21 protein-coding genes are annotated in these 22,971 nt (G+C 71.6%); 8 read left to right on the plus strand and 13 right to left on the minus strand.

Features of this window, described 5'->3' with window-relative positions:
• Positions 1 to 55: 55 nt before the first annotated feature.
• On the minus strand, positions 56 to 1,153 hold the full coding sequence (locus AB0C01_RS02185; protein WP_357245994.1) for a PIN domain-containing protein: 1,098 nt from the start codon (positions 1,151 to 1,153) through the stop codon (positions 56 to 58).
• 224 nt (positions 1,154 to 1,377) lie between these two features.
• Here AB0C01_RS02185 and AB0C01_RS02190 point away from each other — a divergent pair, with 224 nt between their 5' ends.
• Positions 1,378 to 3,414, plus strand: coding sequence for a glycosyl hydrolase family 28-related protein (locus tag AB0C01_RS02190; protein WP_357569997.1), 2,037 nt, complete (start codon positions 1,378 to 1,380; stop codon positions 3,412 to 3,414).
• A 42-nt stretch (positions 3,415 to 3,456) separates the two neighbouring features.
• On the opposite strand, the gene AB0C01_RS02195 is transcribed toward AB0C01_RS02190, so the two are convergent.
• The 4 genes from AB0C01_RS02195 to AB0C01_RS02210 are packed head-to-tail and all read right to left on the minus strand — an operon-like array spanning position 3,457 to position 7,453.
• Complete coding sequence (locus AB0C01_RS02195) at positions 3,457 to 4,086, minus strand: hypothetical protein (RefSeq protein ID WP_357245999.1); 630 nt, start codon at positions 4,084 to 4,086, stop codon at positions 3,457 to 3,459.
• Between the two features lie 13 nt (positions 4,087 to 4,099).
• Positions 4,100 to 5,203 (minus strand): cellulose binding domain-containing protein, encoded by a 1,104-nt coding sequence (locus AB0C01_RS02200; RefSeq protein WP_357246002.1) that lies wholly within the window; start codon positions 5,201 to 5,203, stop codon positions 4,100 to 4,102.
• A gap of 56 nt (positions 5,204 to 5,259) precedes the next feature.
• On the minus strand, positions 5,260 to 6,309 hold the full coding sequence (locus tag AB0C01_RS02205; RefSeq protein ID WP_357246005.1) for a nitronate monooxygenase: 1,050 nt from the start codon (positions 6,307 to 6,309) through the stop codon (positions 5,260 to 5,262).
• 31 nt (positions 6,310 to 6,340) lie between these two features.
• The gene (locus tag AB0C01_RS02210; RefSeq protein ID WP_357246008.1) at positions 6,341 to 7,453 is read right to left on the minus strand and encodes a hypothetical protein; all 1,113 of its coding nucleotides are present in this window, start codon (positions 7,451 to 7,453) and stop codon (positions 6,341 to 6,343) included.
• A 231-nt stretch (positions 7,454 to 7,684) separates the two neighbouring features.
• Between AB0C01_RS02210 and AB0C01_RS02215 the strand changes: the two genes are divergently transcribed.
• The gene (locus AB0C01_RS02215; protein WP_357246010.1) at positions 7,685 to 7,957 is read left to right on the plus strand and encodes a hypothetical protein; all 273 of its coding nucleotides are present in this window, start codon (positions 7,685 to 7,687) and stop codon (positions 7,955 to 7,957) included.
• Positions 7,958 to 8,123: 166 nt separating this feature from the next.
• Here the strand turns inward: AB0C01_RS02215 and AB0C01_RS02220 are convergent, their stop codons facing one another.
• On the minus strand, positions 8,124 to 9,392 hold the full coding sequence (locus AB0C01_RS02220) for an Nramp family divalent metal transporter (RefSeq protein WP_357569998.1): 1,269 nt from the start codon (positions 9,390 to 9,392) through the stop codon (positions 8,124 to 8,126).
• A gap of 205 nt (positions 9,393 to 9,597) precedes the next feature.
• On the opposite strand from AB0C01_RS02220, the gene AB0C01_RS02225 reads away from it, so the two are divergent.
• The 3 genes from AB0C01_RS02225 to AB0C01_RS02235 all read left to right on the plus strand — a co-directional run bounded on the left by AB0C01_RS02225 (position 9,598) and on the right by AB0C01_RS02235 (position 11,965).
• Positions 9,598 to 10,005 carry a GntR family transcriptional regulator gene (locus AB0C01_RS02225; protein ID WP_357246013.1) on the plus strand — a complete coding sequence of 136 codons (408 nt, stop codon included), beginning with the start codon at positions 9,598 to 9,600 and terminating at the stop codon, positions 10,003 to 10,005.
• An 83-nt stretch (positions 10,006 to 10,088) separates the two neighbouring features.
• Entirely contained in the window at positions 10,089 to 10,979 is an 891-nt protein-coding gene (locus AB0C01_RS02230; RefSeq protein ID WP_357246016.1) for an ABC transporter ATP-binding protein, read from the plus strand.
• Positions 10,976 to 11,965 (plus strand): transporter, encoded by a 990-nt coding sequence (locus AB0C01_RS02235; protein WP_357569999.1) that lies wholly within the window; start codon positions 10,976 to 10,978, stop codon positions 11,963 to 11,965. The genes AB0C01_RS02230 and AB0C01_RS02235 overlap by 4 nt, the downstream gene beginning before the upstream one ends.
• Positions 11,966 to 12,057: 92 nt before the next feature.
• Here AB0C01_RS02235 and AB0C01_RS02240 read toward each other — a convergent pair whose 3' ends face one another.
• Positions 12,058 to 12,888 (minus strand): ABC transporter permease, encoded by an 831-nt coding sequence (locus AB0C01_RS02240; protein ID WP_357246022.1) that lies wholly within the window; start codon positions 12,886 to 12,888, stop codon positions 12,058 to 12,060.
• Complete coding sequence (locus tag AB0C01_RS02245) at positions 12,885 to 13,856, minus strand: ATP-binding cassette domain-containing protein (protein ID WP_357246025.1); 972 nt, start codon at positions 13,854 to 13,856, stop codon at positions 12,885 to 12,887. Before AB0C01_RS02245 ends, AB0C01_RS02240 begins: the two co-directional genes overlap by 4 nt.
• An 88-nt stretch (positions 13,857 to 13,944) precedes the next feature.
• Between AB0C01_RS02245 and AB0C01_RS02250 the strand changes: the two genes are divergently transcribed.
• A complete protein-coding gene (locus AB0C01_RS02250) occupies positions 13,945 to 14,295 on the plus strand; it encodes a hypothetical protein (protein ID WP_357570000.1) in 351 nt (116 codons plus the stop codon).
• Positions 14,296 to 14,321: 26 nt separating this feature from the next.
• Here AB0C01_RS02250 and AB0C01_RS02255 read toward each other — a convergent pair whose 3' ends face one another.
• The 5 genes from AB0C01_RS02255 to AB0C01_RS02275 all read right to left on the minus strand — a co-directional run bounded on the left by AB0C01_RS02255 (position 14,322) and on the right by AB0C01_RS02275 (position 21,420).
• Positions 14,322 to 15,527 carry an ROK family transcriptional regulator gene (locus AB0C01_RS02255; protein WP_357570249.1) on the minus strand — a complete coding sequence of 402 codons (1,206 nt, stop codon included), beginning with the start codon at positions 15,525 to 15,527 and terminating at the stop codon, positions 14,322 to 14,324.
• A 169-nt stretch (positions 15,528 to 15,696) separates the two neighbouring features.
• Positions 15,697 to 16,800 carry a sugar-binding protein gene (locus tag AB0C01_RS02260; RefSeq protein ID WP_357246031.1) on the minus strand — a complete coding sequence of 368 codons (1,104 nt, stop codon included), beginning with the start codon at positions 16,798 to 16,800 and terminating at the stop codon, positions 15,697 to 15,699.
• 54 nt (positions 16,801 to 16,854) lie between these two features.
• Positions 16,855 to 18,153 (minus strand): multiple monosaccharide ABC transporter permease, encoded by a 1,299-nt coding sequence (mmsB, locus tag AB0C01_RS02265; RefSeq protein WP_357246034.1) that lies wholly within the window; start codon positions 18,151 to 18,153, stop codon positions 16,855 to 16,857.
• Positions 18,150 to 19,697 (minus strand): multiple monosaccharide ABC transporter ATP-binding protein, encoded by a 1,548-nt coding sequence (gene mmsA, locus AB0C01_RS02270; protein WP_357246037.1) that lies wholly within the window; start codon positions 19,695 to 19,697, stop codon positions 18,150 to 18,152. Before mmsA ends, mmsB begins: the two co-directional genes overlap by 4 nt.
• Positions 19,698 to 20,241: 544 nt before the next feature.
• Entirely contained in the window at positions 20,242 to 21,420 is a 1,179-nt protein-coding gene (locus AB0C01_RS02275; RefSeq protein WP_357246041.1) for an alcohol dehydrogenase catalytic domain-containing protein, read from the minus strand.
• A 128-nt stretch (positions 21,421 to 21,548) separates the two neighbouring features.
• Between AB0C01_RS02275 and AB0C01_RS02280 the strand changes: the two genes are divergently transcribed.
• Both AB0C01_RS02280 and AB0C01_RS02285 read left to right on the plus strand, forming a co-directional pair.
• Entirely contained in the window at positions 21,549 to 22,133 is a 585-nt protein-coding gene (locus tag AB0C01_RS02280; protein WP_357570001.1) for a WHG domain-containing protein, read from the plus strand.
• Positions 22,130 to 22,966 carry an alpha/beta fold hydrolase gene (locus tag AB0C01_RS02285; protein WP_357246046.1) on the plus strand — a complete coding sequence of 279 codons (837 nt, stop codon included), beginning with the start codon at positions 22,130 to 22,132 and terminating at the stop codon, positions 22,964 to 22,966. The genes AB0C01_RS02280 and AB0C01_RS02285 overlap by 4 nt, the downstream gene beginning before the upstream one ends.
• Positions 22,967 to 22,971 lie beyond the last annotated feature (5 nt).

Here is a 22,971-nt window from a genome sequence, read left to right on the forward strand (position 1 = left end):
CGGCACTCCCGCTCGACAGCGGTCGATGCGACGCCGGACGCGCCGGGCGTGGGGCTCAGCCCTGGGTGGTCAGCAGGTAGTCGTCGGCTTCGGGGCTCCACCGCAGGTCGACCGCGCCGCTGGTGGCCGCCGCCTTGCAGAACTGCAGGAAGCTGCGGTAGCCGAGCTTCTTCTCACTGAAGTCGGGCCGGGCCCGCCGCAGCTGGTTCTTCAAGCCGGACAGCGCCACCGGGTTACCGCTGCTGCCCAGCTCCGCCACCACGCCACGCAGCAGGCCGAACGCCACCTCGCGGTCGCCGTGCTCGGGCAGCGAGACCTCGGGGTCACCCTTCGCGGGACCCTCCGCCAGCTCGATCACCGTGTGCTCGGCGAGGTGCCGCAGCAGTTCCCCGAAGGTGCGGAAACCGTAGTCGGACTCGCTGAACGTCGGGTCCTTGCGCAGCAGGGTGCGCTTGAGCCGGGACGCGGTGACCGCACCGTTGGCACTGCCCTGCAACCCGGCCACCGTCTGGGCGACGAGCACGGCGAGCGCGTCGACGTCGCGTCCGGGCTCCTCACCGGCGGGCCGGCGGCCCACCTCCGGCTCCGGCTCGCGCTCCAACTCCGGCTCGGGCGGGCGCTGCTCCGTGCCGGCCGGCCGGGTCGGGCGACCGCGCCGGCTGCGGGTCGGCGGGATGTCCACACCCTCCAGCCGGTCGTAGTAGAGGAACTCGTCGCAGGCCGGCGGGAGCAGCGCCGACGTCGACCCCTCGACCCCGACGCCGATGACCCGCTTGTTCAACTCGCGAAGCTTGTGCACGAGCGGGGTGAAGTCGCTGTCGCCACTGCAGATCACGAACGTGGAGATGTAGTCGCGCTCGAACGCCAACTCGATCGCGTCGACAGCCATTTTGATGTCCGCGGCGTTCTTCCGGGACGCGCCCATCCGCTGCGGAATCTCGATCAGCTCGACGTGGGACCGGGTGAGCATCCGGCGGTCCTCGTCGAAGTAGGACCAGTCGGCGTACGCGCGGCGGACCACCACCCGACCCCGTTCGGCGAGCGCGTCGGCGATCGGCCGGAAGTCGAACTCCGCGCCGCCACGGTGATCACGCGCCCCCAACGCGAGGTTCTCGTAGTCGAGGAACAGGGCGATCCGATCTTCTTGATCCACGCGGCCCAGCGTACGCCGGCCGTGGGCGGTCGCGGCGCAGGCGAGGCGCGACACCTCAACTCACCGATCGTCCATTTCTTGCGGTCTAATGGTCGTCTATTTTCGTACTTCGATTGTCGTCTTGCAGTGGGATGGTCGGTGCTGCATCATGACGATCAATGTCGGGCGTCGGGGGAAGCGCCGGGCGGACCTCCACCACCACCACCCACCCAGGAGGGTCACCGATGATTCACAGCCTCATGTCGGCCCGGGGACGACCCGGCCGACCTGCCGGCACCGCCGTGGCGCTCGCGGCCGGCCTCGCCGTGCTCGTCGCCGTGCCCACCGTGGCCGTCGCCGGCCCATCCGCGCCCGCCGGCGCGCGGCCGGTGGTCACCCGCGCCGCCCTCGACCCGGCACTCGTCGCCGGGCGCGGCGCCGACGTCGACTTCGTCGAACAGGAGGCGGAGAACGCGCGCACCAACGGCGAGATCATCGGCCCCGACCGGTCGGCCTACACGCTGCCCGCCGAGGCCTCCGGCCGCCGGGCGGTCCGGCTCACCCCCGGGGAGTACGTGGAGTTCGTCCTACCCAGCGCGGCGAACGCGATAAGCGTGCGGTACAGCATCCCGGACGCGCCGCAAGGCGGTGGGATCACCGCTCCGCTGCGCGTCGCGGTCAACGGCAAGCACGCGCGCACCATGACGCTGACCTCGCAGTACTCGTGGCTCTACAACCAGTACCCGTTCACCAACGACCCCCAGGCCGGGCTGCTGCACCCGGACTGGTGGATCACCGAGTGCCAGTGCGTGCCGGCGGCCACCACCCCGGCCCCGGTCATCGACAAGCCGTTCCGGCCCACCCACTTCTACGACGAGCAACGCCTGCTGCTCGGGCGCACCTACCGGGCCGGCGACCGGATCCGCCTGACCGCGCCGACCGGCAGCGCCGCCGCCTGGACCGTCGTCGACCTGCTCGACTCCGAGTTGGTCGCGCCGCCGCGCGTCCGGCTGCTCGCGGCGAACGTGCTCGCCTTCGGCGCCGACCCCACCGGACGACGGGACTCCGCCGACGCCATCGACCGCGCCATCGCCTTCGCCCGGCGCGCCCACCTCAAGGTGTACCTCCCGCCGGGCACCTACCAGGTCAACCGGCACATCATCGTCGACGACGTGACCATCGAGGGCGCCGGCAACTGGCACACCATCATCAAGGGCCGCGAGGTCGCCCTGCCGACCCCCGCACCGGACGGCTCGGTGCACACCGGCGTCGGGTTCTACGGCCGTGACGCCGCCGACGGCGGCAGCCGCAACGTCCACCTCTCCGGCTTCACCATCGAGGGGGACGTCCGGGAGCGCATCGACACCGACCAGGTCAACGCGATCGGTGGGGCGATGAGCGACTCCACGATCGACGGGCTCTACCTGCGCCACACCAAGGCCGGCCTGTGGTTCGACGGGCCGATGCGCAACGTCCGCGTCACCAACAACATCGTCGTCGACCAGATCGCCGACGCGCTCAACTTCCACACCGGCGTGACCGACTCCCTCGTGGCGCACAACTTCGTCCGCAACACCGGCGACGACGGTCTGGCGATGTGGTCGGAGAAGACGGCGAACGCGCGCAACACGTTCGACCACAACACCGTGCAGTCACCGACCCTGGCCAACGGCATCGCCATCTACGGCGGTACGGACACCACCGTCTCGCACAACCTCGTCGCCGACCCGGTCCGCGAGGGCAGCGGCATCCACGTCGGCGCCCGCTTCGGCGCGGAGCCCTTCACCGGGCACCTGCGGATCACCGACAACACCACCGCCCGCGCCGGCACGTACGACCTGAACTGGAACATCGGGCTGGGCGCCATCTGGTTCTTCGCCCTGGACCGCAGCATCGACGCGGCCATCGAGGTGACCGGCGACGCGTACCTCGACAGCACCTACAACGCGATCATGCTGGTGAGCGACTGGCCGGTGAAGGACCTCTACTCGATCTCCAACGTACGGTTCCGGGACATCCGGGTCGACGGCACCGGCACCTCGGTGGTCAGCGCCCGCGCGGCGGGGTCCGCCTCGTTCGCCAACGTGGACGCCCGCCACGTGGGCGCGGTGGCTGTCAACAACTGCGGTTCGTTCCACTTCACCCCGGCCGGTTCGGAGTTCACACTGACCGACCTCGGCGGCAACGACGGCGGGTGGCTCGCGCCGTGGCTGCTGCCCAACACGATCACCTGCGACGACCGGCCGCCCGTGTCGCCGCCCCCGCCTCCGGCGCAGTGGTGAACGCGGTGGGCGGCCGGACTCGTCGGGCCGCCCACCGCACGCTCAGCGCGTCCGGACGTACGCCAGTGGCACGCTCGTCGGTTGCCCGCTCCAACTGCCGAGCAGGGCCGCCCCGGCGGCCTCGGCGGCACCGGGGCGGCGGACGACGACCAACTCGACGGTGTCGGTGACGACGAGCGTGCTGTCCTCGTCGACCACCCGGCGCACGGGACCGACCGGTGCCGCGTCGGCGTCCACGGCGCCGCTGGCGGTGATCGTCACACTTGGCTCGCGCACCTCACGCCGACCGTCCACCTCGAAGTACTGCTCTGCCTGGCCGGCGCCGGTGCGGATCGCGTGGGCGAGCGCGGCGGCGTACACGTGGTCCACGCAGCCGTCGTACACCCAGCGCCGGCCGAGCACCGAGTGGTCGGTGGTGCCGACCAGCCAGGCGTCCGCACCGTCCAGGGGACCGGCCCGGTAGGTGAGCGGGACGTGATGGACCGGCCCGTCGGGGGTGCTGACCAGGATGGTCTCGATGCCGACCTCGCCGGCCGGATCGTCGAAGCGGTAGGCGCCTCGGCTCACCAGCTCGACGCCGGCGGACCCGGCGTACCAGGGTCGGTCGGGAAGCCAGGTCGCCAGCAGGTCGAGCTTCGTGGGGTTCAGGGTCGCCTTGTGCAGCAGTGCCATGCCGGCAGCCTAGTCAGAGGCCCGCGCAGGGTTGCCCCCCGATCGTGCAGCTCTCCGGTTGCCGGGCCTTCGGCCGGCTGTCGCGGACGTCGAAGCTGATCGTCTGCGAGCCTCCGGCCACCACCGCGGCGCCGGTGAAGGTGATCGACCTCCCGTCCTGTCGCCAGTTCGCGCCGTCGACGTCGTCGACGGTGGTGCCCTCGCCGAGAGTGACCACCACGGCCCAGTCCGCCACCGGTACGCCGCTCGGGTTCTCGACCACGACCGCACCGGTGTAGCCGAACAGGCGGCTGGAGTCGGTCTCGTAGCGGGCCACCATGGGCACCGGCGACGCCGGCGGCGGGGGTGGCACAGCGGACGCGGCCGGACTCGGGGGCGTGGCCGTCGCCGTCGGGGTCGGACTCGGGCGGGTGGTCGCGGACGCGGTGCTCCGCGAGGGGCGTACCGACGGGGTCGCCTTACGGGCGGCGGCGGTCGTGCCGGCCGTACCGGACGGCGACGGCGCGCCTGCCGATGCCGGCGCGGCGGTGGGTGTCGACTCGGGCGGCAACGTTATCCAGGCCGCCGTCCCCGCCAGCAGCGCGGCCCCGCCGATCAGGGCGACGAGGGTCCGACGCCGACGGCGGGTGCGCCCGGACGTGCGGAGCGCGATCAGCGGCAGCTCGGTGGTCATCGCACCGTCGCCGCGGCGCAGGTCGACCTGCTGGAACGCGAGCCAGTCGAGGATGGCCGGGAGTCGTACGGTGAGCGCCTGCCGCACCTGCTGCTCACGTGGGTCGTGCTGCTCGGCGGACCACGCGCCGTGCGTCGTGACCTCCCGCACCTCCAGCCGGCAGCCCTGGCTGGTGGCCGTGACCACGCAGGTCAGCTCACTGAGCCGGCCGGCCTCGTCGCAGGCCAGCACGAGGAGTGCCGCTTCCCGCCGCTCGGTCACCTCGACCTCGACGTCGGCCTCGAAGCCGGGCAACTCGGCCGTGCGCAGCAGCAGCCGGTCCGCCACGCCCTCGACGGTGTCGGCCTCGGCGAACCACCGTCCGAGCAGCTTCCGGTCGGTCAGTGCGAGCCAGACCCGGTCGGGCGGGTGGGACAGGTCGACCTGCGCACCGATCTCGATCACGGCGGAACTCTACGGGTTTCCCGACCGGCCCGTCCCGCCCCACCCGAGGCCGCCGGTCAGCCCCAGCGTGCCGACCGCTCGACCACCGCCGCCAGCGCGGCTCGGGCACCGGCGCTCACCTCGGTGACCACGTCGGCTGCCGGCAGCTCCCGGGCGAGGGGGTGCGCCTGCCCCGCCCACAGGTTCGCCACCGACGCGTCGCCGTCGCGCCGGGCGGCGGCCAGCAGCGGACGCGTCAGGTGCAGCACCTGGGGATAACCGGTCGGCGCCGACGCGTCGTGCTGGCGCAGGAAGTCGTTGGCCACCCCCCGAGCTCGCTTACCGGTGTACGACCGGGTCAGCGCGGTCGGCGCGGCCCCGGCCACCGCTGCCCGGTGCATCGCCGAACTGCCCGCCTCCGGGCAGCGCAGGAAGGCCGTGCCGAGCTGCGCGGCGGCGGCACCGGCGGCCAGCGCGGCGGCCAGCGCGGGACCGTCGACGATGCCGCCCGCGGCCACCAGGGGCAGGTCGCAGCGGGCGGCGACCAGCCGGAGCAGGGGCAACAGCGCGTAGTCGTCGTCGTCCGGCAGGCCACCCCGATGCCCACCGGCCTCGGTGCCCTGCACCACCACCGCGTCCACACCCAGGTCGGCGGCGACCGTCGCCGCGTCCGGGCGGGTGACGGTGGCCCACACCTCGGTGCCCCGCTCGCGCAGGGCGCGCACCGTCGCCCGGTCCGGCAGCCCGAACACGAAGGACACGACCGGGACCGGGTCCGCGAGCAGCGCGGCCACCTTCTCCGGGTACGCGTCGTCGCCGCCGACCGGCTCGCCCAGGCTCACCCCGCGCTCGGCGGCCTGCGGGGCGAGCCGTTCCGCGTACGCCCGGACGGCGGCGTCGTCCACGCCACCGGGGTCGGGCAGGAAGACGTTGACGCCGAACGGCCGGTCGGTGCGCGCGCGGACCTGCGCGACGTCGGTGGCCAACCGCTCGGTGTCGATCATCCCGGCGGCCAGGAAGCCCAGTCCACCGGCGGCGGAGACGGCTGCCACGAGCGCCGGCGTGGACGGGCCACCGGCCATCGGAGCCGCGATGATCGGGTGACGCAACGTGGACAGCACGGACATCCCACCATCCTGCCGCACCGCCGACGTTCGCTCACCGGCGCGCCGTGTGCCGCCAGCGCAGCACGCCGGCCAGGCCGAGCAGCGCCACGAGTGTTCCGGCCCCGGCCGCCAGCACCCAGGTCCGGCGGCTCAGGCCGGTGGTGTCCTCGGCGATGGGACGAACGAGGGTGGGCAACTCCGACGCGGCTGGCCCCGTCGGACGCGCGGTGGTTGCCGGTCCGTCCGTGGTCGGGTAGCGCAGGATCGTCGGGCGGGTGCCCGGTGGCTGGTCGGCGGATTCGGAGACGGTGAGCAACGACCTGCCGTCGCGGCTGTAGGTGACCGACTCACCCTGGGGCTCGTCCGGCAACGGGGTGACCCGCGCGGTGCCCGCGGTCAGCGCGCGGACCACCTCGCCATCGGGCACGTCGTACTCGAAGGCGTCGGCGTAGCTGCGCAGCACCACCCGACGCCCGTCCGGTGCGCTCGCCGCCCCGGTGATCACACCCCGTCCGAGGAACGAGAACGGGTTGCTGGTGCTCGTCGTCGGCAGGGTCACCTGGCCGACCGAGGCCAGCGGCGTCGTCGCCCCCGGCCGCAGTGCGGCGGTCGGGGCGTACAGGAAGACGGTGCCACTGCCGCCCTTCGTGATGATCAGCGGCCGACCGGACGCGTCCAGCAGCAACGCCTCCGCGTCGTGCGGGCGGTCCGGGTAGGTCATCCGGTGCAGCACCGGCTCGTCCGCTCCGGGAGCGAGTCGCCAGATGGCGATCGTCGACCGGGAGTGGTCGTTGTCGCCGATGTCGGCGACCCAGACGGTGCCGTCGCGACCGATGGCCAGGTCCTCGGTGTCGCGGGGCCGGGACGGGAAGGCCACCGCCCGGACCACCGCGCATCGCTCGTCGAGGAAGAAGATCCGGCGGCGGGCCTCGTCGTCGGCACCGTCGTTGATCATGACGTACCCGTCGTCGGTGGCGACCATCCCGGAGATCTCGCGGAGCCGGTCGTCACGCACCTGGCACACCGGCGTCCCGGCCGCCACCGCACCCGCCGCCACTGCCGGTGTCAGCGCGATGGTCGACGCCCCCGCGCCGGCGAGCAGCGCCGCCAGCGCCGCACCCGCACGGGCTCGCCGCCCCCAGGTCAACCGCCCGCGTACCCGCATCGCCCACCCTCCTCGTCACGGCCGCGCCCCGGGCCACCTGCCCATCCTGGCCGATCCGGGCCACCGGCGGGGTCAGCGCGCGGACGTGGCCGGGCCTGTCGTCGAGGAAAGGCCACCCCGGCCGGTCACTCGTTGCCAGCGGCTCGGATCGAAGCGGCAGGTCTGAGTTCCGCGATGCCGGGTAGGCAGTGGCCCGGCGGCACGTCGACACCCGCCGGGTGGGAGGCTCCGATGAGCACGTACCGGGACGACCAGGGCGACACGTTTCCTCCCCCGGAGGCGGACGCCCAGGAGCAGCGACAGGACGCCGTCGACTACGGGCCGCCGGACCGGGTGTCGGGTGACGTCGACCCGGAGGCGTCCGAGGCCGACCTGGCCGAGCAGGGCGCCCTTCCGGCCGGCACGCTCGAAGAGGTGACGTCACTGCCGGCCGACGCCAACCCGGCGGACGCCCTGGAACAGCGCCAGGAGATCCCCACCCGCGACGAGGGCCGGCGCACCTGACCGCGCGCACCACCGGCCCGGCCGCCCGAAGCCGGGGGCAGGGTCGCCAACGCGTCTGATGCCTGTGAGTCATCAAGATGACTCACAGGCATCACGCTCGGGCGGACGTCCGCATCTGGACGGCTGGCCAGCGAGCCGGCCAGCCGGCTTAACCGGCCACGCCGGCTCAGCCGGCGGTTACCTGCCAGAGCAGGAACGCGTTGAGCGCGACCACCAGTACGGCCACCAGCGACGCGGCCGCGGTGGTGAGCGGATGGTTGACCAGGTTGCCCATCAGGTCGCGCCGCCGGGTGAAGGCGACCACCGGGATCAGCGCGAACGGGATGCCGAAACTGAGGATGACCTGGGACAGGACCAGGGCTCGGGTGGGGTCGAGGCCGATGGCGAGCACGGCCAGGGCCGGCACCAGGGTGACCAGCCGGCGCAGCAGCAGTGGGACCCGCCGCCGCAGGAAGCCCTGCATGATCACCTCGCCGGCGTAGGTGCCGACGCTCGTGGAGGCCAGCCCGGACACCAGCAGGGCGACGGCGAACCCGAACGCCGCGGCGGTGCCGATGCTCTGGCCGAGCCCGGCGTGCACACCCTCCAGGCTGTCCGCGCCACCCGGGCCGCCGCCGCGGAAGCTGGCCGCCGCGATCAGCAGCATGGCGAGGTTCACCGCGCCGGCCGCGCTCAGGGCGAGCAGTACGTCGGTGCGCTGGCCCCGGAACAGGACCCGACGCTCGGTGTCGTCGGTGGCCGGGATGCGGTCGCGGGTCAGCGCGGAGTGCACGTAGATGACGTGCGGCATGACGGTGGCGCCCAGGATGCCGGCGGCCAGCAGCACACTGTCGGTGCCCTGGAGCCGGGGCACCAGACCGGCCACGGCGGAGCCGGGGTCGGAGCCGGAGGCGAGCAGGTTGGCGGTGAAGGCCAGGACGATCACACCGAGCAGTACGGCGATGGCGATCTCGAAGGCGCGGAACCCGCGCGAGCGCAGGGCGAGCACGGCGAACGCCGCCGTGCCGATGATGAGCCCGCCGGGCAGCAGCGGGATGCCGAAGAGCAGGTAGAGGGCGACCGCGCCACCGATCACCTCGGCCAGGTCGGTGGCCATGGCGACCAACTCGGCCTGCACCCACATCAGCCGGTTCAGCGGCCGGGGCAGCCGCTCCCGGCACAGCTCGGGCAGGCTGCGCCCGGTGGCCAGACCCAACTTGGCGGTGAGGGTCTGCACCAGCATCGCCATCAGGTTGGCCACCACCACGACCCAGACCAGCAGGTAGCCGTAGCGGGCGCCGGCGGCGGAGTTGGTGGCGAAGTTGCCGGGGTCGACGTAGGCGACGGCGGCGACGAACGCCGGGCCGAGCAGGATCAGCCGGCCGCGTACCCGCCCCCGGGCGCGAGCCACCTGTAGTGGAGTCGCTGTCGACGTCGCCACGTCGTTGGTGACCATCGAACACCTCTCCGTCGACACGACTTTCGTGCCGGTCCCTTCCCGTTTGGTTGGCCCGTTGGTGCCAACCTCTGGCCCGCCGGTGCCACCGAGACCGACGCGCCGGATGCATCGCGACGCGCCGCGCGCTTGACAGCGGCGGGGGTCCCCGACGAAGCTGTCTATTAGTCCTACTGTCGTAGGACAACAGGAAGGATCATCCCGAGTGATCGAGTTCGTGTTGGACAGCCGGTCGAAGGTGAACACCTACATGCAGCTCGTGCAGCAGGTGAAGCAGGCGCTGCGCGTCGGTCTGCTGACGCCGGGCGACCAGTTGCCGAAGGTCCGGGACGTCGCGCAGTCACTGGCGATCAACCCGAACACGGTGCTGAAGGCGTACCGGGAGTTGGAGATCGAGGGTCTGGTCGGCGGCCGACCCGGGGTGGGCACGTTCGTCCAGCGCACCCTGGCCGGCGCGTCCCTGCCCAACCAGGCCGAGCTCCGCGAGGACCTGGTCGCCTGGTTGCACCGCGCGCAGACCGCGGGCCTCTCGGCCGAGGACGTCATCGCCCTGGTGGAGACCACGCTGCGCGCCACCCTCGCCGACGACGCCCCGCAGAAGGAGCCCGCCTGAGCGTGCCCGGCAAGCGAACCACCAGGCACCGAAGCAACGGCTGCTCCCCCACCGCGGGCGCAGCCGGATCGAGAGGACAGAGGATGGACATGGTCTTGGAGGCCGACCGGCTGGGCAAGCGGTACGGCAGCACCTGGGCGTTGCGGGACTGCTCGCTGCACCTGCCGGCCGGCCGGATCGCCGCGCTGGTCGGGCCGAACGGCGCGGGCAAGAGCACCCTGCTGCACCTGGCCGTCGGGTTGCTCAAGCCCGACGCGGGCGCGGTCCGGGTCTTCGGCAGATCCCCCTACGGCGACACGGAGGGGCTGGCCGACATCGGGTTCGTCGCCCAGGACACCCCGCTCTACCGGGACTTCACCGCGGCCGAGCTGGTCATCGCCGGCGGCAAGCTGAACAAGCGGTGGGACGCCACGTTGGCCCGTCAGCGGTTGGCCCAGCTCGGCATCCCCCCGGACCGACCGGTCGGCAAACTCTCCGGCGGCCAACGGGCCCAGGTGGCGCTCGCCCTCGCGTTGGCCAAGCAGCCCCGGCTGCTGCTGCTCGACGAACCGGTGGCCAGCCTCGACCCCCTGGCCCGACGGGAGTTCCTCCAGTCGCTGATGGGCAGCGTCGCGGAATCCGGCACCACGGTCCTGCTCTCCTCGCACCTGCTGGCCGACCTGGAGCGGGTCTGCGACTACCTGATCGTGCTGAACTCCGCCCAGGTGCAGCTCACCGGCGCGGTCGACGACCTGGTCGCCGAGCACCGCCAACTGGTCGGCCCCCGGCACGACGACGGCGTCATCGGGGGCGTCGCCGCCGTGGTCCGGGCCAGCCACACCGATCGGCAGTCCACGCTGCTGGTCCGCACCGACGGCCCGGTCACCGACCCGGCCTGGACGGTCCGCGAGGTCAGCCTGGAGGACGTCGTGCTGGCCTACCTGGCCGACGGCACCACGCAGACCCGGCACAGCGAGTGGGGAGTGGCAGCATGATCTGGTTGACCTGGCGGCAACACCGCAAGCAGGCGCTCTACACCCTGCTGGGGCTCGTGGCGCTCGCCGCCCTGCTGGTGCCCATCGGCCTGGCCATGCGGAACACCTTCGCCGACCTCGGGCTGACGGACTGCGCCAGCCAACTCGCCCGCGCCGACGTGGCCCAGACGACCCGGGAGACCTGCGATGCGGGCTTCCGGCGCTTCGGCAACCAGTACGGCAGTCTCAGTCTGGTGGCCGTACTGCTGATCACCCTGCCGGCCCTTGTCGGCCTCTTCTGGGGCGCCCCACTGGTCGCCCGCGAGGTGGAGCACGGCACGCACCGGTTCGTCTGGACCCAGGGCGTCGGCCGGACCCGCTGGGCGCTGGTGAAGTTCGGGCTGGTGAGCGGGGCCGTCCTGGTCCTCGCGACGATCTACGGGCTGGGCATGTCCTGGTGGGTCGATCCGCTCACCCAGGCCGCGCACGAGGGCCGGTTCGGCATGATCGTCTTCGATCTGCAGGGCATCGTCCCGATCGGGTACACCCTGTTCGCCGTGGCGCTCGGCGTCTTCGCCGGCACCGTCTGGAAGCGGATGCTGCCCGCCATGGGCATCACCCTCGCCGGTTTCATCGGCGTCCGGACGGCGGTGGAGCTGCTGGCCCGACGGCACTACCAGCCGGCCCACACCCAGACCTTCCCGATCGAGGGGGAAGGGCCACCGGAGATCAGCCGGGGCGACTGGGTCCTCGCCCAGGGCGTCCGGAACCCCGACGGCACGATGATCTCGGAGGGCGGCCGGATCCAGTGTCCGCCGGGCGGTAAGGGGCCGGAGGGTCGGGTCTGCGGTGCGGAACTGGGACTCGAGCCGGGCGCGTACAACTGGCAGCTGTACCAGCCGGCGGACCGGTTCTGGCTGTTCCAGGGAATCGAGACCGGCATCTTCGTCGCCCTGGCCCTGCTCCTGCTCTACCTCGCCATCCGCCGGGTGCGCCGGATCGCGTAGTCGACGAGCGGGTGATCGCCGGGCCACGGGGGCTCGGCGATCACCCGTCCGGGCCGGTGGGTCGACCACCGGCGGCCCGTCCGTCGGGCGGGTCAGCCGGCCAGTCGGCGGTAGCGGGCGACCGAGAGCGGCAGGAAGACCGCGACCAGGACGACCGGCCAGAGCACCGCCAGCAACGGGTAGTGCTGCGCCGCCCAGGAGTCACCACCCCAGCCGGGGTTGCCGAACAACTCCCGGGTGGCCCCGACGGTCGCCGACAGCGGGTTCCAGGCCGCCACCGCACCGAGCCACGCAGGCATGGTGGACGGTGCGACGAACGCGTTGGAGAGGAAGCCGAGCGGAAACTCCAGGGTCTGCACGGCCACCACGGCCGTCTGCCCGCGGGTGACCAGCCCGAGGAAGATGCCGACCCAGATCAGGGCGAAGCGCAGCAGCAGGATCAGCCCCACCGCCGCGAGGGTGGCACCGGCCCCGCCGTACGCCCGCCAGCCGATCGCGAGACCGGTCAGCAGCAGGATCCCGAGGGTGACCACGGCGAACAGCATGTCGGCCACGGCCCGGGCCGCCAGCGGGGCCAGCGGTGCGACGGGCATCGACCGGAGGCGGTCGGTCACCCCGCGCTCCAGGTCCTCGGCGACAGCGATCGTGGTGAGGCTGATGCCGAACACCATCGTCATCACGTACATGCCGGGCATCAGGAACTCCCGGTAGCTGCCACCGCCGGGCACCTGCAACGCGCCACCGAACAGGTACGCGAACATCAGCACGATCAGGATGTTGAAGCCGAGCGAGGCGATCAGCGGGCCGGGGTCGCGTCGCCACCGGGCCAGGCCGCGCCAGATCAACGTGGCGCTGTCGGCCAGGAGGGCGGGCCGGCCGGGCGTCAGGTCCACCCCCGGGACCGGCGTGCTCACCGCGCTCATGCGGCCACCTCCTCGGTGGCCCGGGTGCGGTGCCCGGTGAGGTGCAGGAACACGTCGTCCAGGGTGGGCCGGCGCAGTGCGACGTCCGCCACCGGTACGTGCTCGGCGTCCAACGCCCGCAACACGTCGACGAGCGCGCCCGCCCGGTGACCGACCTGGACGCTCACCATTCGCCGGTCCACGTCGACGGTCGGTTCGTCGCCGGCCACCCGGCGTACCTGGGCGACGGCGGCGGCGAGGTCGGCCGGGGCCGCGACGACCACCTCGATCCGGTCGCCACCGAGGCGGGTCTTGAGGTCGTCCGGAGTGCCCTCGGCGATCACCCGGCCGGCCTCGACCACCGAGATCCGGTCGGCGAGTTGGTCGGCCTCGTCCAGGTGCTGGGTGGTGAGCAACACGGTGGTGCCGGTACGCACCAACTCCCGGACCGACTCCCACACCTCGTTGCGGCCCCGCGGGTCCAGCCCGGTGGTGGGTTCGTCGAGGAAGAGGACCGCGGGGGCCAGGATCATGCCGGCCGCCAGGTCGAGCCGGCGCCGCATGCCCCCCGAGTACGTGCGGACCGGCTGCTCGGCCGCATCGGCGAGACCGAAGCGCTCCAGCAGCTCGACCGCTCGCTGCCGGGCACGGCGGCGGCCCAGGTGGAACAGCCGGCCGAAGAGCACCAGATTCTGTCGGCCGCTCAGGGCCTCGTCGAGCGCGGGATGCTGCCCCACCAGCCCGATCCGGTAGCGCACCTCGTCGGGCTGGCGGGTCACGTCGAACCCGGCGACCTCGGCACGCCCCCCGTCCAGCCGGAGCAGGGTGGACAGGATCCGTACCGAGGTGGTCTTGCCGGCCCCGTTCGGGCCGAGCAGACCACACACCGTCCCCGGCCGCACCCGCAGGTCGAAGCCGTCCAGCGCGTAGCGGTCCCGATACCGCTTACGCAGCCCGTCCGCCACTATCGCGTCACCTCTTGTCGGCACAGCGCTCCCCTTCCGCAGGCGTTCAACCGCGCTACCGTACAACATACGGTAGGGATTACGGGAACGATGCTTCGACTAGGTTCGGCAGATGACGATCTCGATCTCCGTGGACGGTCGGCGGTTCCGGGCCGTGGCAGACGTGGTGGCCGGTGAGGTGGGCACGCAGACCGTCTTCACGTACCACGAGCGGGCCGGCGAGGTGTGGGCCGAGTACGCCGGCGGGTCCATCCGGCGCGGCCACCTCGTCGGCACCCGGGAGGGCGACCGACTGGACTTCCGGTACGTCCTGCTCAACGCCGACGGTCAGACGTCCTCGGGGCACTGCGTCTCGGAGGTGTCGGTGCTGCCCGACGGCCGGGTGCGGCTGCACGAGACCTGGTCCTGGGAGTCCCGGCCGGGCAGCGGCAGCAGCGTGGTGGAAGAGGTGCCGAGTCCCTGACGGTTCGTCGACGGGGGCGGTCGCGGCTACGCGGGCTCGGTGGTCCCGACCTGGCCCGCGACGCCGACGTTCAGCGGATCGGCCAGGAGTTTGTCGAAGGCCAGCTCGGCCGCCCCGATCAGGACGGCGTCGCGGCCGAGTGCCGCCGCCCGCAGGCGCAGGTGCTCGCGGGAGGCCGGCAGCGGCATCGTGTCCAACCGCTCGCGGACGACGTCCGCTCCGGCGGTGAAGATGTCGCGAAGCGACCCGCCGAACACCACGGCGTCGGGGTTGACCACGTTGACCAGGTTCGCCACGCCGAAGCCGAGCCACCCGGCGACCTGCTCGACGGCGGCCCGGGCGGTTCGGTCGCCGTCGGCCGCCGCGCGCAGCACCTCGGCCACCGCCGCGCGGTCGCTCGGATCCCGGCCCGCGTGCCGCAACAGGGCGGCCTCGGAGATCTCGGTCTCCCAACAGCCACGTGAGCCGCAGCCGCAGGGCAGGCCGTTCGGGTTGACGACCATGTGGCCGACCTTGCCGCTGTGCCCGCGGTGCCCGATCACCAGCCGGCCACCGACGATGATGCCGGCGCTGATGCCCAGGTCGCCGTGCAGGTAGATGACGTCGTCGATGCCCACCGCCACGCCCCGGACGTGCTCGGCCAGCCCGGCGATGTCGGCCAGGTCACCGGCCACGAAACCGGGGCCGCCGCTGAACTCCGCCTCCAGCGCGACGCCGAGCGTCTCGTCGATGCTGGCGATCCGGATCCGGCCGTCCTGACCACGGGTGGTGTCGGTGACCGCGGCGGCGCCGCCGACCAGCAGCGCGTCGGTGACCACGGACCGTTCCATGTCCCGGACCAGGTCGGCGAGGGGCCGGACGGCGTCGATCGCCGACAGGCCGCTGGGTCGCGGGATCTCCCGCCGATCGAGGATCTGCCCACCGAGGCCGACTCGTGCGGCGCGGAGCCGGTCCGCGTCGATGCTCAACGCGTGGGCGTAGACCCGGTCGGAGCGGGGACTGACCACGAGTGAGGGCCGGCCGGCGCGGCGGGCGGTGGTCGGCGCCTCCTCGGTGACCAGGCCGCCGGCGACCAGGTCGGCCGCGAGCGCGCCGATGGTGCTCCGGTTGAGGCCGAGCCGGCTCGTCAGTTCGGCCCGGGACGTCGGCCCGTGCACGTGGACGTAGCGCAGCACGGCGCCGAGATTCTGCCGCCGGATCTCCTCCTGGCTGGCGCCGGGGACCGACGGCAGCGGAGGTTCGGTCTGGCGTCCGACGCCGGCAGGCCTGGACCGGACGGGTGTTGCCACGGTCAGACCTCCTTCCGGGTCGGTGCCGGGTGGCGCGGGGCAGTCCGGACGACGATGGGTCCCGGAAGAGGAGATCCGGGACCCATCGGCCTTGCTGCCTACCGTGCGGTGATTACTTGGTGAGCGGCGCGAGCTTCGGGTCGTTGGCGTACGCCTCGGCCGCGTTCGCCTTGGTGACGGCGACCGGCGGGAGCAGGTACGTGTCGACGACCTTGCTGCCGTTGTTGTAGGACTTGGTGTCGTTCACCTGCGGGGCGTTACCGGCCTGGAGAGCCTTGACCATGTTGATGGTCTCCTTCACCAGGTTGCGGGTGTCCTTGTTGATCGTCATGTACTGCTCGCCCTTGACGATCGACTTGACCGACTCGACCTCGGAGTCCTGGCCGGTGACGATCGGGGTCGGCTTACCAGCGCCCTTGACCGAGGTCAGGATGGCGCGGGCCAGCGTGTCGTTCGGGGAGAGGACGCCGTCCAGCTCCTTGCTGCCGTACGTCGAGGTCAGCAGCTGGTCCATGCGGGCCTGCGCACCCTCGGCCTTCCAGCCCTGGATGGCGGTCTGCTTGACGTCCTTCTGACCCGAGGCGACGACCACGTTGCCCTTGTCGATCTCCGGCTTCAGCACGCTCATCGCGCCGTCGAAGAAGACACCGGCGTTGTTGTCGTCCGGCGAGCCGGAGAACAGCTCGATGTTGTACGGGCCGTTCGGCTTCTTGGCCTTCATGCCGTCCAGCAGGGCCTGGCCCTGGAGCTGGCCGACCTTGAAGTTGTCGAACGCGACGTAGTAGTCGAGGTCCGGGGTGTTCTTGATCAGCCGGTCGTAGGCGATGACCTTCACACCGGCGGCGTGCGCCGCCGCGACCTGGGTCGACAGCTGCGCGGCGTCGGTCGCGCCGATGACGATGACCTTGGCGCCCTTGGTCACCATGGAGGTGATCTGCGCCTGCTGGTCGGCGACGGTGGTCGACGCGCCGGCGTACTGCACGTTGCCCTCGAAGCCGGCCTCCTTGAGGCCGTTGCTGAACAGGTCACCGGCGAGGACCCAGTTCTCGGAGGTCTTGGCCGGCAGGGCCACGCCGATCAGCGAGTTGGCCGGGAAACCCTTGGCGGCGTCGCCCTTGGAACCGGAGTCGCCGTCACGGCCGGAGCCGCAACCGGCGAGGGCCAGCATCGCGGCGGCGCTGATGGCGACCACCGACGTGCCGAAGAATTTACGCATGGTGAGGACTTGCCTTTCTGGATGTGTAACGGGGTGGTGAGGGGTCGGTGACCGTCAGCTGGACACCGCTGCCTTGGCGGGCTCGCGCTCCGCGTCCGGCGGTGAGGCGGGTGGAGCGGAGTCCTCGCGGCGGAACGGCCGCATCAGGCTCCCGATGATGGAGAAGCGCCCCTGGCTCTTGTTGTAGACGTCGATCGCGACGGCCAGCAGCAGGACCAGGCCCTTGATGATCTGGACCTTGTCGGTGCCCACGCCCTGCAGCTGGAGGCCGTTGTTGAGCACGGCCATCACGAGACCACCGACGATCGACCCACTGATGGTGCCGATACCGCCGGCGACAGCCGCGCCACCGATGAAGACCGCGGCGATCGCGTCCAGCTCCCAGCCGTTGCCGTCCTGCGGTCCGGAGGCCGCCGAACGGGCCACGAAGATCATGCCGGCCAGCGCGGCCAGGACGGACATGTTCATCATGACGAAGAAGTTGACCCGCTTGAGCTTCACGCCGGACAGCTCGGCCGCCCGGGAGTTGCCGCCCACCGCGTAGATGTGCCGGCCACCGGCCGTGTTGCGGGTGTAGAAGGAGTACGCGATGACCAGCAGCAGCAGGATGATGCCGGAGATCGGGAAGCTGGTGCCGACCCGACCGCTGGCGAAGCGCAGCGAGGCGAAGGCGATCACGCCGACCATGACGGCCATTCGCAGGACCGAGATCCACATGGGTGCCGGGTCGGCGTCCATGGCCCGCCGGGTCTTACGGGCCTGAAGCTCGCGCCACACCACGGCCACCGCGGCGGCCAGGCCGAGCAGCAGCGTCGCGTTGTTGTAGCCGGTGTCCGGCCCGAACTCGGGCAGGAAGCCGGAGCCGATGTCCCGGAAGCCCTCCGGCACCGGAATGCTCTGCGCGTTGCCGATGAACTGGTTGCCGCCGCGGAAGAGCAGCATGCCGGCCAGGGTGACGATGAACGCCGGCACCCCGACGTACGCCACCCAGAAGCCCTGCCAGGCGCCGATCACCGCGCCGATGGCGAGACCGAACACGATGGCGGCGGGCCACGGCAGGTCCCACTCGGTCATCGACTTGGCGACCAGGATGCCGGTGAAGGCCGCGACCGAGCCGACCGACAGGTCGATGTGCCCGGCGACGATCACCATGAGCATGCCGATGGCCAGAATCAGGATGTACGAGTTCTGCTGGAACAGCGCGATCAGGTTGTCCGAGCGCAGCGTCAGCCCGTTGGTCCAGATCTGGAAGATCAGGACGATCGCCACCAGGGTGAAGATCATCCCGAACTGGCGCGCGTTGGAGGTCGTACCTCCAAACAGATTCTTCTGAAGGTCCTTGATACGGCTCATCGGGAGGCCAACTTCTTCGTCGAGGTCATCTGCTTCATGAGGTTTTCCGGGGTGGCGTCCGCCCGAGCGATCTCGCCCGTGATGGCGCCTTCGAACACGGTGTAGATGCGGTCGCAGAGCCCGATCAGCTCAGGCAACTCCGAGGAGATGACGACGACGCCCTTCCCCTGGTCGGCGAGCCGCTGGATGATGCCGTAGATCTCGTACTTGGCGCCGACGTCGATGCCGCGCGTCGGCTCGTCGAGGATCAGCAGGTCCGGGTCGGTGAACATCCACTTCGCCAGCACGACCTTCTGCTGGTTGCCGCCGGAGAGCTTCGAGACGCCCTCGTCGACCGTCGGGGCCTTGGTCCGCAACTCCTTGCGGTACGCCTCGGCCGCCTGGTACTCCTCGACCTCGTTCAGGACGCCGTGGTGCCGGATCTTGGACAGCTTGGCGGCCACCGTCGACGTCTTGATGTCGTCGAGCAGGTTGAGGCCGATCGCCTTGCGGTCCTCGCTGACGTACGCGAGGCCGTTGTCGATCGCGTCCGCGACCGACTTCAGGACGATCTCCTTGCCGTCCTTGATGATGGTGCCCGACTCGTACACCCCGTAGGAGCGGCCGAAGACACTCATCGCGAGTTCCGTGCGGCCCGCGCCCATGAGACCGGCGAAGCCGACGATCTCGCCGCGGCGCACCACGAAGCTCTCGTTCTTGCAGACCTGCCGGTCGGCGGAGATCGGGTGCCGGACGTTCCAGTTGCGGACCTCGAAGAAGACGTCACCGATCTTCGGGGTGTGGTCCGGGAACCGGCTGCCCAGCTCACGGCCGACCATCCCCCGCACGATCCGGTCCTCGTCGACCCCGTCCGCCTTGACGTCGAGGGTCTCCACGGTCCGGCCGTCGCGCAGGATGGTGATCTGGTCGGCGATCGCCTCGATCTCGTTCAGCTTGTGCGAGATCATGATCGAGGTGATGCCGCGGGAGCGGAAGCCGCGCAGCAGGTCCAGCAGGTGCCGGGAATCCGCCTCGTTCAGCGCGGCCGTCGGCTCGTCCAGGATGAGCAGCTTCACGTCCTTGGCGAACGCCTTGGCGATCTCCACGAGTTGCTGCTTGCCGACACCGATGTCCTTGATCAGGGTGTCCGGGTCCTCCTGGAGACCGACCCGGGCCATCAGGTCCAGCGCCATCCGGTTCGCGGCCTTCCAGTCGATCGCGCCCCGCTTGCGCGGCTCGTTGCCGAGGAAGATGTTCTCGGCGATCGACATGCCTGGAATGAGCGCGAGCTCCTGGTGGATGATCACGATTCCGGCGCTCTCGCTGGCCCGGATGTCGGAGAACTTGGTCTCCGACCCCTGGTAGACGATCTGGCCGTCATAGCTGCCGTACGGGTAGACCCCGCTGAGGACCTTCATCAGCGTGGACTTGCCCGCACCGTTCTCGCCGCAGATGGCATGGATCTCACCGGCGCGAACCACCAGGTTGACGTCGGAGAGGGCCTTGACTCCGGGGAACTCCTTGGTGATGGAGCGCATCTCAAGGAGGGTCGGCACGTTGCTCATCGCTCGTACCACCTCGCCAACGTCATCGGTTGCCTCCGGAAGGTTGAACCTTCACTTGGTTTTGTTGTTGTCGGCAACGTATTGCGGCCGAAGGGCCATCCGCAAGGCGAGGGACTGTTGAAAATGTAACAATCCGGCAATATCGACGACGCACAGTTTTCGCCTGTCACAGCCGCCTCCGCAGCCCCTCCCGGCACCTTGGCCCGTCGGTGGCAACGTTGTCAAATGGAGACAACGCCGCGCCCGGCTCCCCTGTTCCTCGACAGGCCCGCGACCAGCCACGATCCGCGGCAGGCCGGAAAGGGGGTGCCACGCCGCGCGCTCGGCACCATCGAATGATCATGATGAAACCGCGACACCGACGCCGCGCCCGGAACGGCCCGGCGACCGCCGGGCAGGGGTGTGACCCGCGCCTCAATCGCCGGGACGGATCGACGATGATCGTCGCCTCAGGGCCGCCACCAGGAGACGGATCCGTGGCTTAACGTCCCTTAAGGGCGGATCGGGGGCCATCCGACCGGGCTCACGCCCCGGTGCCGACCGGTCAACTCGGGCGCAGCACCGCCTTGATCACCCCGTCGTCGCGGCGGTCGAAGCGGCGGTACAACTCCGGCGCGTCGGCCAGGGTGCCGTGGTGGGTCACGACGACGCTGGGCCGGGCGCGACCGGCGACGACCAGGTCGCGCAGCAGGACGGTGTAGCGGCGGTCGTGGGTGCGGCCGAACCGGACGGCGACGCCCTTGGCGAACAGCGTCCCCCACGGTGCGACAAGATCCTCGTGGGCGTCCGCGCCGGGTCCGGGGCGCAGGTCCTTCTCCGGATAGACGCCCGCGACCGCGATCGCCCCGGCGGGGTTGACCAGCCGGGCGGCGTCCGCGATGACCTGGTCCGGGCGTTCCCGGTCGGGGCGCTCCCGGTCGCGGGCCTGGAACCCGACCGCGTCGATCACCTTGTCGACTCCGCCCAGCTTCTCCTCCCCGAGCGGCAGCCCCACCCGCGCCCGGTCGGCGCGGATCTGCTCGACCGGATCCCCCCGGCGGAAGTCGACGGGCACGGCACCGATCTCCCCGGCCTTGTCCAGCCGAGCGTCGACACCGTCGACGCAGTAGACGACCCGGGCGCCCCGCAGCAGCGCCGCGTAGGCGCCGAGCAGGCCGATGGTTCCGGCCCCGAAGACGGCCACCGTGTCACCGGGCTCGACCCCGGCGAGGGTGGCGGCGGCGTGCCACCCCGTGACGAACGCGTCGGCCAGCAGCACGAAGTCGTCCTCGTACCCGTCCCCCGGCTCACCGGGCACGGGTACGCAGTTGGCGTCGGCCCACGGCACGCGCAGCAGGTCGGCCTGGGCACCGCGATAGGGGCCCATCCCGGCGTAGCCGTACGCCGCGCCCGGCCCCTCCGCCCGCGCCCGCAGACAGGCAGCCGAGAGCCCTCGGGCGCACATCACACACGTCCCGCAGAACAGGTGCGTGGGGATCACCACCCGGGTGCCCGGCCGGACCGTCTGCACCGCCCGGCCCACCTCCCGCACCACGCCCAGTGGCTCGTGGCCGAGCACCAGCCCGGGGGTGGCACCGGTCCGTCCGTCGTACATGTGCAGGTCGGTGCCGCACAGCGCGGTGGAGGTGATGCGCACGAGCGCGTCGGTCTCCGCCTCCAGCGTCGCGTCGGGCACCTCCCGCACCGCGACGGTCCGGACGTCGGTGTAGACGACGGCTCGCATCCCGGGTCTCCTGTTCGGTGACGAAAGAGCCGGTCTTCCCCCGACCGGGCCGTTCATGCCCGGGGGCGTTGGAGCGCGGTGCTATCTTAGGGCTCCTAAGTTACTTCCTAGCGAGACAAAGGTTCGGGATGCCACGGCAGGGACTCACCAGCGCGCGCGTGTCGGCCGCCGCGGCCGAACTGGCGGACGCGGTCGGCCTGTCCCGGTTGACCGTCGCGGCCGTGGCCCGGCACTTCGGCGTCTCGGACGCCGCGCTGTACGTGCACGTCCGCAGTCGCGACGCGTTGATCGAGCAGGTCGCCGTCCGGGCGGCGGCCGCGCTCGCCGACGAGCTCGCGATGGCCGTGGCCGGACGATCGGGCCACCGGGCTCTCGTCGGGTTCGCCGACGCCTGGCGCGCGTTCGCCGTGGCGCGCCCGGGGCAGTACGCCGCGACGCAGCTCCCGCTTCCGCCCGAGGTCGGCACGAGTTCGGCCGGGCATCTGCGCCTGATCGAGCTGAGCTACGCGATGCTGCGCGGCTACGGGCTCGACGAGCCGGCGCTGACCGACGCGATGCGGTTCGTCCGCAGCACCCTGCACGGCTTCGCGAGTCTCGAAGTCGTCGACGGATTCGGGCATCCGCGCGCCGTGGACGCGTCGTGGCACTCGATCCTCGACGCGGTCCACACCACCTTGAGCACCTGGCCAACCCACAGACGGGAGCAGCAGTGAACAGTCGTGACCAGTCGACCGAGTCGGCCGACGGCACCCGCCTGGTGGTGCGACGCCTGGGCGTCGGAGACCCCGTCATCCTGGTGCACGGCTCGGGTGGCGGGCTGCACTCCTGGGCCACGGTGGCTGAGCACCTCGCCCACGACCACGAGGTGTGGCTGCCGGCGCGGCGCGGCTACGGCCCCAGTGACGTCCCGGCCGGCACCAAATCCTTCCGGGACGAGACCGCCGACCTGCACGCCGTCATCGAGGCGGCCCGCCAATCCTCGAGTCGACCGGTCCATCTCGTCGGCGCGTCCTACGGAGCGACGGTGGCGCTGCACACCGCCCTGGCCGATCCGCGCCACGTCCGCTCCCTGGCCATCTTCGAACCACCGCTCTTCGCGGCCGGGGCGGAGATCGTGCCGCTGCTCGACCGGTACCGTGCCGCCTTCGAGCGCGACGACGCCGCCGCGATGGCAGCGGTTCTGAACGACGTGACGCGGGTCCCGGCCGAGATCGTCGCCGCGATCGCCGCCGGCGCGGCCGATCGGGTGCCCGACCCGGTCGAGGCGCGCCGCTCGGCGATCGGCTGGCTGCACGATCTCGAGGCCCTCGCGCAGGACAGCACCGACATCGCGCGGTGGTCCGCGATCGCCGTGCCGACTCTCCTGTTGGCAGGCGCGGACACCTGGGAGCCGATGCCCACCACGATGAACGCTCTCGCCAGGACGATTCCGGCAGCCCGCCACGTCGTCTGGCCGGGCCAGTCGCACTTCGTGACCATGACGGCACCCACCCTGGTCGCCGACGCCCTGCGGCAGTTCTTCGCCGGTGACTCCGCGAAACGGTGACCGCC

It is taken from the genome of Micromonospora sp. NPDC048905 (assembly GCF_040649655.1).
In the GTDB taxonomy this organism is placed as follows: domain Bacteria; phylum Actinomycetota; class Actinomycetes; order Mycobacteriales; family Micromonosporaceae; genus Micromonospora.

What these genes read in the sequence shown, in the direction of transcription:
- AB0C01_RS02190 (WP_357569997.1), top strand. Translation starts at nt 1,378, where the DNA reads ATGATTCACAGCCTCATGTCGGCCCGGGGACGACCCGGCCGACCTGCC.
- AB0C01_RS02195 (WP_357245999.1), bottom strand. Translation starts at nt 4,086, where the DNA reads ATGGCACTGCTGCACAAGGCGACCCTGAACCCCACGAAGCTCGACCTG.
- AB0C01_RS02205 (WP_357246005.1), bottom strand. Translation starts at nt 6,309, where the DNA reads ATGTCCGTGCTGTCCACGTTGCGTCACCCGATCATCGCGGCTCCGATG.
- AB0C01_RS02210 (WP_357246008.1), bottom strand. Translation starts at nt 7,453, where the DNA reads ATGCGGGTACGCGGGCGGTTGACCTGGGGGCGGCGAGCCCGTGCGGGT.
- AB0C01_RS02215 (WP_357246010.1), top strand. Translation starts at nt 7,685, where the DNA reads ATGAGCACGTACCGGGACGACCAGGGCGACACGTTTCCTCCCCCGGAG.
- AB0C01_RS02220 (WP_357569998.1), bottom strand. Translation starts at nt 9,392, where the DNA reads ATGGTCACCAACGACGTGGCGACGTCGACAGCGACTCCACTACAGGTG.
- AB0C01_RS02230 (WP_357246016.1), top strand. Translation starts at nt 10,089, where the DNA reads ATGGACATGGTCTTGGAGGCCGACCGGCTGGGCAAGCGGTACGGCAGC.
- AB0C01_RS02235 (WP_357569999.1), top strand. Translation starts at nt 10,976, where the DNA reads ATGATCTGGTTGACCTGGCGGCAACACCGCAAGCAGGCGCTCTACACC.
- AB0C01_RS02240 (WP_357246022.1), bottom strand. Translation starts at nt 12,888, where the DNA reads ATGAGCGCGGTGAGCACGCCGGTCCCGGGGGTGGACCTGACGCCCGGC.
- AB0C01_RS02250 (WP_357570000.1), top strand. Translation starts at nt 13,945, where the DNA reads ATGACGATCTCGATCTCCGTGGACGGTCGGCGGTTCCGGGCCGTGGCA.
- AB0C01_RS02260 (WP_357246031.1), bottom strand. Translation starts at nt 16,800, where the DNA reads ATGCGTAAATTCTTCGGCACGTCGGTGGTCGCCATCAGCGCCGCCGCG.
- mmsB (WP_357246034.1), bottom strand. Translation starts at nt 18,153, where the DNA reads ATGAGCCGTATCAAGGACCTTCAGAAGAATCTGTTTGGAGGTACGACC.
- mmsA (WP_357246037.1), bottom strand. Translation starts at nt 19,697, where the DNA reads ATGAGCAACGTGCCGACCCTCCTTGAGATGCGCTCCATCACCAAGGAG.
- AB0C01_RS02275 (WP_357246041.1), bottom strand. Translation starts at nt 21,420, where the DNA reads ATGCGAGCCGTCGTCTACACCGACGTCCGGACCGTCGCGGTGCGGGAG.
- AB0C01_RS02280 (WP_357570001.1), top strand. Translation starts at nt 21,549, where the DNA reads ATGCCACGGCAGGGACTCACCAGCGCGCGCGTGTCGGCCGCCGCGGCC.